Here is a 6,807-nt window from a genome sequence, read left to right as displayed (position 1 = left end):
GGCAAGAGGAGTCGAACCCCCGACCTTCGCATTACGAATGCGCTGCTCTACCAACTGAGCTATGCCGGCCTCACGCTCAACCGAWGGTCATTCCCCAGCGGCCAGCGAAGCCCGAGATCATAGCGCAACTGCATTGAGCCGCCAAGATCGGCTTGCTTTTCGGGCGTCAGGACGCAAACTCCGGCGCATGAAAAAGATCAGGAATCTGCTGCTGGGGGCGTGGATGCTGGGTGCCACGGCGCTGACCCAGGCCGAGGATGGGCGCTTCGACGTCGCCACCCGCGAGGGCGTTGTCACGCCGGTGTTCTGGCAGGCTGCCGAAGCGGCGCGGGCGACGGTGTTGCTGTTTCCCGGTGGCAGCGGCGGCTTCGGGCGCATCGAAGCGGGCCGGCCAACGAGCCGCAATTTCCTGGTCCGCTCCGCAGGGGAGTTCGCCGCGCGCGGCTACAACGTCGCCATCTTCGGCAAGCCGAGCGACACGCCCGATCTGGGCTACAGCGAGCGCATCTCGGACGCCCACATGACCGACATCCGCGAAGTGCTGAAGGCCGTCAGGCAGAAGTCGCCATTGCCGGTCTGGTTGGTCGGCACCAGTCGTGGAACGGTGTCGGCCACGGCGGCGGCCATCCGATTGCAGGGGGAGATCGCCGGCCTGGTGTTGACGTCCAGCATCGTCGCCTGGGACAAGCCGGGCGCCGTGCCGCGCCAGGAGTTGTCGGCCATCCGCGTGCCGGTGCTGGTGCTGCACCACGCCAAGGACCAGTGCCGGCAGACTCTGCCTCATGACGTGGGCTACATCCCGCGCGGGCTGACGGCTGCGCCAGTGAAGAAGCTGGTCGTGGTCGACGGCGGCGCCGACCCGACGGGCGACGCCTGCGAGGCCCTCCACTGGCACGGCTTCATCGGCATGGAGGCCGAGGCCGTCCAGCTCATCACAGGCTGGATGGACCGGCCTATGCCATAGACGCTTCTTGGTACGCTTCTCAGGACGCGTCGAGATGATAGGCGGCGATACGCTCGACCTCGTTCTTGGAGCCCAGGGCCRCGGCCACGCGTTCGTGCAGCTTGGTCGGCTTCAGGTCCATGATGCGTTCACTGCCGGTGGTGGCCACGCCGCCGGCCTGCTCGACGAGGAAGGCCATCGGGTTGGCCTCGTACAGCAGGCGCAATTTGCCGGGCTTGTCGGGCTCGCGCTGGTCCCAGGGGTACATGAAGACGCCGCCGCGGGTCATGATGCGGTGCACGTCGGCCACCATGCTGGCGACCCAGCGCATGTTGAAGTCCTTGCCACGAGGCCCTGTGGAGCCGGCCAGGCATTCGTCGATGTAGCGGCGCACCGGCGGCGCCCAGTGGCGCAGGTTGGACATGTTGATCGCGAATTCCTTGGTGTCTTCGGGAATCCTGACCTGGTCCTGCGTCAGCACCCAGGAGCCGGTCTCGCGGTCCAGCGTGAAGACAGCCACGCCGTCACCCACCGTCAGCACCAGCATGCTCTGCGGTCCGTAGACGCAGTAGCCGGCCGCCGCCTGCTGCTTGCCGGGCTGCAGGAAGTCTTCTTCGCTGACGCCACGCGAATGGCCCACCTTGCGCAGCACGCTGAAGATGGTGCCGATGGACACGTTGACGTCGATGTTGCTGGAGCCGTCCAGCGGGTCGAACAGCAGCAGGTATTCACCCTGGGGGTAGCGGTTGGGCACGACGTAGATGCCGTCCATCTCCTCGCTGGCCATGGCCGCGAGGTGGCCGCCCCATTCATTGGCMTCGATCAGCACCTCGTTGGCGATGATGTCGAGCTTCTTCTGCACCTCGCCCTGCACGTTCTCGCTGCCGGCGGTGCCCAGCACGTCGCCCAGCGCCCCCTTGTTGACGGCGATGGCGATGCGCTTGCAGGCGCGGGCGACGACCTCGATCAAGAGGCGCAGTTCCTGCGGGATGTGGCCGTGCTCGCGCTGCTGCTCGACGAGGTATTGGGTCAGGCTGGTTTGACGAGACATCGATCAGCCTCCCGAGGCCAGCGCGCGTTCGACGATCTCGCGCACGTCGCTCGACAGATCAGGCTTGGCGGCAACGCGCGCGACGGCCTCGCGGGCGGCGCTGCGGTAGGGCTCGGCCAGCACGGCCCAGCGGTCCATCGCGCGGGCGAGGCGGCTGGCGAGCTGCGGGTTGATGGTGTCGATGGCGAGCACCTGCTCGGCCCAGAACACATAGCCGGCCGCGTCGGCGCGGTGGAAGGCGGCCGGGTTGAACATGTACAGCGAGGCCAACAGGCTGCGCGCGCGGTTCGGGTTCTTGAGTGTGAAGTCGGCATGCTTGGTCAGCGCCTTGGCACGCGCGAACACACGGCCATCGGCCTCGGGCGCGCGCGCCTGGAGCGAGAACCACTTGTCGACCACCAGCGCATCGTCCTTGAACAGCGCGTGGAAGCGCTGCAGGGCCGGTGCGGCCAGTTCGGCGTTGGCGTTCACCAGGGCGGCCAGCGCGCCGAGACGCTCGGTCATGTTGGACGCGTCCTTGAAGCGCTGGTAGGCCTTGCCCGGCCAGACGGTGTCGCCCGTGGCCTGCGCATCCAGCACGAGCATGGACAGGGCCAGGTTGGCCAGCGCCCGCTTGCCGGACGAGACCGGGTCGGGCGTGTAGCCACCGCTGATCTGGTTGGCCTCGAAGGCCGCGGCCCAGTCGTCGCGCAGGGCGGCGGCGAGCTGGGTTTGCGCGGCCATGACGGCAGCGTGGATGGCCTGTGGGTCGACGACGTCGAGCTGCTCGGCGATATAGGCCTCGCCAGGCAGGGTCAGGGCCAGTTCCTTGAAGGCCGGGTCCAACTCGGGATGGTTGAGCAGGACCCGCATCGCGTCGATGAAGACGGGGCTCAGCACCAGCGGCTGGCCCGCGCGCAGCGAATGCAGGATGCGGTTCAGCGCCAGGCGCTGGCCGGCTTCCCAGCGGTTGAAAGGGTCGCTGTCGTGGCGCATCAGCACGATCAGGCCGGCGTCGGACAGGCCGTCCTCCAGCACCACCGGCGCCGAGAAGCCGCGCATCAGCGAGGGCACGGGCTCGCTGTCGATGTTCTCGAAGATGAAGGTCTGCTCGGCCTGGTCCAGTACCACCACGCCCTCGGTGTCGCCGTTGGCGTTCACGGGCAGTGCGGCGCCGTGGCGGTCCAGCAGACCCATGACGATGGGGATCACCTGGGGCTGCTTGTCGCCCTGGCCCGGCGTGGCGGGTGTGGTCTGCGTGAAGCGCAGCGTGAAGGTGCGGGCGGCGGCGTCATGCTCGCCGCGGGCGGTCACGCGCGGCGTGCCGGCCTGCGAGTACCAGCGCTTGAAAGTGTCCAGGCGCGTAGCGAGGCCCGAGCCGGGGTTGGCGTCGGCAATCGCCTGCGCGAAGTCGTCGCAGGTCACGGCCTGGCCGTCGTGGCGCTCGAAGTAGAGCTTCATGCCCGCCTCGAAGCCCTTGCGGCCGACCAGCGTCTGGTACATGCGCACGACCTCGGCGCCCTTCTCGTAGACGGTGGCCGTGTAGAAGTTGTTGATCTCGCTGTAGCTGTCCGGGCGCACCGGGTGGGCCATGGCGCCGCTGTCCTCGGGGAACTGCGCGGCGCGCAGCTGGCGCACGTCCTGGATGCGGCAGACGGCACGGGCCGACGGCGTGCCGGCCATGTCCATCGAGAACTCCTGGTCGCGGAAGACGGTCAGGCCTTCCTTGAGCGACAGCTGGAACCAGTCGCGGCAAGTGACGCGGTTGCCGGTCCAGTTGTGGAAATACTCGTGGGCGACGATGGACTCGATGCGGTTGAAGTCCGCATCCGTTGCGGTGGCGGGCGAGGCGAGCAGGGCGCTGGTGTTGAAGATGTTCAGGCCCTTGTTCTCCATCGCGCCCATGTTGAAGTCGGACACGCCGACCACCATGAAGCGCTCCAGGTCCAGCGGCAGGCCGAAGCGGGCCTCGTCCCAGACGATGGAGGCGATCAGCGAGTTCATCGCATGCTCGGTCTTCTCCAGGTCGCCGCGGCGCACATAGACCTGCAGCAGGTGGTCCTTGCCGGCGCGGGTGCGGATGCGCTGCTCGCGCGCCACCAGGTCGCCGGCGACGACGGCGAACAGATAGCTGGGCTTGGGGAAGGGGTCGGCCCAGACGGCGAAGTGGCGGCCGTTGTCGAGCGTGCCGCTGTCGACGAGATTGCCGTTGGACAGCAGCACCGGGTAGAGGGTAGCGTTGGCGCGCAGCGTGACCGTGTAGACGGCCATCACGTCGGGGCGGTCCAGGAAATAGGTGATGCGGCGGAAGCCCTCGGCCTCGCATTGCGTGAAGAAGCTGCCGCCCGAGGTGTACAGGCCGGAGAGGGCCGTGTTCTTGTCCGGGCAAGTGGTGTTGCGGATCTCGAGCGCGAAGTCGGCGTCGGGTGYGCCTTCGATGATGAGCTCGTTACCTTCCTGGCGGAAGGAGACGCTCGCGCCGTCGATCAGCACGCGCAGCAGGTTCAGTTCCTCGCCGTGCAAACGCAGCGGGCCGTGGGGCACGGCGCGGTTGCGCTCGATCTGCATCTTGCTGGTGACCAGGGTCTTGGCCGGGTCGAGATCGAAGGTCAGGTCGACCTTGCGGATCCAGAACGCCGGTTGCTGGTAGTCCAGGCGTTGGATCAGGGTKGCATTGCCTTCACGCATTGGGGCTTCCTTRGAAATCGGTCAGTTCAGTCGAAGCGCTGCGCGCCAGCCGGAACGCGGGCGCGCAGTGCTTCAGGGAGGGCATCAAACGCCCTGTTTCAGCGACTCCGTGATGAACGGGTCGAGATCGCCGTCCAGCACCTTCTGCGTGGCAGACGTTTCGTAGTTGGTGCGCAGGTCCTTGATGCGGCTCTGGTCCAGCACATAGGAGCGGATCTGGTGGCCCCAGCCGACGTCGGTCTTGGTGTCTTCCAGCTTCTGCTGTTCTTCCTGGCGCTTGCGCATCTCATGGTCGTACAGGCGCGAGCGCAGGCGCTTCCAGGCGACGTCGCGGTTGCTGTGCTGGCTGCGGCCGTCCTGGCACTGCACGACGATGCCGGTCGGGATGTGCGTCAGGCGCACGGCCGAGTCGGTCTTGTTGATGTGCTGGCCACCAGCGCCCGAGGCGCGGAAGGTGTCGGTGCGCACGTCGGCCGGGTTGATGTCGATCTCGATGCTGTCATCCACCTCGGGGTAGACAAACAGCGACGCGAACGAGGTGTGGCGGCCGCCGGAGCTGTCGAACGGGCTCTTGCGCACCAGGCGGTGCACGCCGGTCTCGGTGCGCAGCAGGCCGAAGGCGTACTCGCCCTCGACCTTGATGGTCGCGCTCTTGAGGCCCGCCACGTCGCCGGGCGTCTCGTCTTCCAGCGTCGCCTTGAAGCCCTTGCGCTCGCAGTACTTCAGGTACTGGCGCAACAGCATGCCGGCCCAGTCGCAGGCTTCGGTGCCGCCGGCGCCGGCCTGGATGTCGATGAAGCAGTTCAGCGGGTCGGCCGGGTTGTTGAACATGCGGCGGAACTCGAGTTCCTCGACCTTGGCCTGCAGCGCGGCGGCGTCCTGCTCGATGGCCAGCATGCCGGCCTCGTCGCCTTCCTCGCGGCTCATCTCGAACAGCTCGGTGTTGTCCGCCAGCGAGCTGGTCAGCGTCGTGATCGTGTCGACGACGGCCTCCAGCGTGCGCTTTTCCTTGCCCAGTTCCTGGGCGCGCTTCTGGTCGTTCCAGACGTTGGGATTCTCGAGGGAGGCGTTGACCTCGTTCAGTCGCAGTGCTTTGCGGTCGAAGTCAAAGATACCCCCTTAGCGCGTCGGTACGCGCTGTGAGGTCGGCCAGGTTGTTGCCGATTTGGTTGATGTGTTCGATGTCCATGACGGTCGCTTGGTTCTTGGCGAAACGCGGATTTTCTCATGGGTGAGAATGGCCGCCATGACAGCTCCGCTGCGCGACGACTATTGGCGCCGCACCCGCCGCCTGACGGTGTGGTTGCTGCTGGCGTGGGCAATCGTCGGTTTTGTGCCTGTGTTCTTTGCGCGCGAACTCAGCGTCGAGGTGTTCGGATGGCCGCTGGCCTTCTGGCTGGCTTCGCAGGGTGCGCTGCTGGGCTTTTGCGCCATCGTCATCGTCTACGCGAGACAGATGGACAAGTTGGAGGCCGAGTTCAGCGAGCCTCGGTCCTGAACAGGCGCCGGGCTTCGGCCTCGCCGACATAACGCGCGTAGAGCTGCTGGATCCAGCCTTCGCGCCTCAGCAGGGTGATCTGGGCCTGCAGCAGCTGAACGTCGTCCTCGGTGACGGTGGTGCGGTTCAGGTAAAGGCCGATGGGTTCGGTGCCGGCCTCCGGCAGGTCGACGACGATGCTCTGCGCCGGCAGTGCGCCATCCCGCTTGAGCTTGGCATGGATCATGTTGGGAATGATGGCTGCCTGGATGCGCCCGGCCGTCAGCTTGGCCGCCAGGTTGTTGAAGTCGGGCGAATACTCGGCTTGGCGCGAGGCCAGCAGCGGTGCGATCCGTTCCTCCAGCACCTCACCTACGCGCACGCCACGGACGATTCCGAGCTTGAGGTCGGGCCGGCCGACAAAGGCCTCCAGCGAGCGCGGCCCGCGCTCCGACGCGACGATCAGATCCAGTTCCGTGAAGGCATAGGGCAGGAAGTGCCCGACCCGGTCGCGGTCGGCGGCGCGCATGGCCGAGGTCAGCACGTCGATGCTGCCGTGCTCGAAGTCCAGCAGCACGCGCGCACGAGGCGCGTAGCGCAGGGTCAGCTTGCAGCCACTGCGCCGGGCCAGCTCGTCCAGCAGATCGGGCACGACGCCTTGGATATGGC

At 66.9% G+C, this 6,807-nt stretch carries 6 protein-coding genes; 2 read left to right on the top strand and 4 right to left on the bottom strand.

Features of this window, described 5'->3' with window-relative positions:
- Window positions 1-187 precede the first annotated feature (187 nt).
- A complete protein-coding gene (locus tag AC1DU6_RS15820; RefSeq protein WP_056198683.1) occupies window positions 188-964 on the top strand; it encodes an alpha/beta hydrolase in 777 nt (258 codons plus the stop codon).
- A 19-nt stretch (window positions 965-983) separates the two neighbouring features.
- Here AC1DU6_RS15820 and AC1DU6_RS15815 read toward each other — a convergent pair whose 3' ends face one another.
- From AC1DU6_RS15815 to prfB, 3 genes are all read right to left on the bottom strand, one after another.
- Window positions 984-1,994, bottom strand: a complete 1,011-nt coding sequence (locus tag AC1DU6_RS15815; protein WP_477858210.1) for a class 1 fructose-bisphosphatase — start codon at window positions 1,992-1,994, stop codon at window positions 984-986.
- 3 nt (window positions 1,995-1,997) lie between these two features.
- Complete coding sequence (pepN, locus tag AC1DU6_RS15810; RefSeq protein WP_477858208.1) at window positions 1,998-4,661, bottom strand: aminopeptidase N; 2,664 nt, start codon at window positions 4,659-4,661, stop codon at window positions 1,998-2,000.
- Window positions 4,662-4,745: 84 nt separating this feature from the next.
- Window positions 4,746-5,850 (bottom strand): peptide chain release factor 2 gene (gene prfB, locus AC1DU6_RS15805; protein WP_157281678.1). Its coding sequence is split into 2 segments (ribosomal slippage): window positions 4,746-5,768 and window positions 5,770-5,850, totalling 1,104 coding nucleotides; the frame shifts between segments, so codons are not numbered across the junction.
- Between the two features lie 57 nt (window positions 5,851-5,907).
- Between prfB and AC1DU6_RS15800 the strand changes: the two genes are divergently transcribed.
- Entirely contained in the window at window positions 5,908-6,159 is a 252-nt protein-coding gene (locus tag AC1DU6_RS15800) for a DUF4212 domain-containing protein (protein ID WP_457323661.1), read from the top strand.
- Here AC1DU6_RS15800 and AC1DU6_RS15795 read toward each other — a convergent pair.
- The coding region (locus AC1DU6_RS15795) for a substrate-binding periplasmic protein (RefSeq protein WP_477858205.1) at window positions 6,140-6,807 on the bottom strand (668 nt) is incomplete at its 5' end. The two genes, AC1DU6_RS15800 and AC1DU6_RS15795, sit on opposite strands and share 20 nt — an antisense overlap.

The sequence above is a fragment of the Roseateles sp. P5_B10 genome, from assembly GCF_056400485.1.
This window is presented reverse-complemented; position numbering and strand designations above follow the sequence as displayed.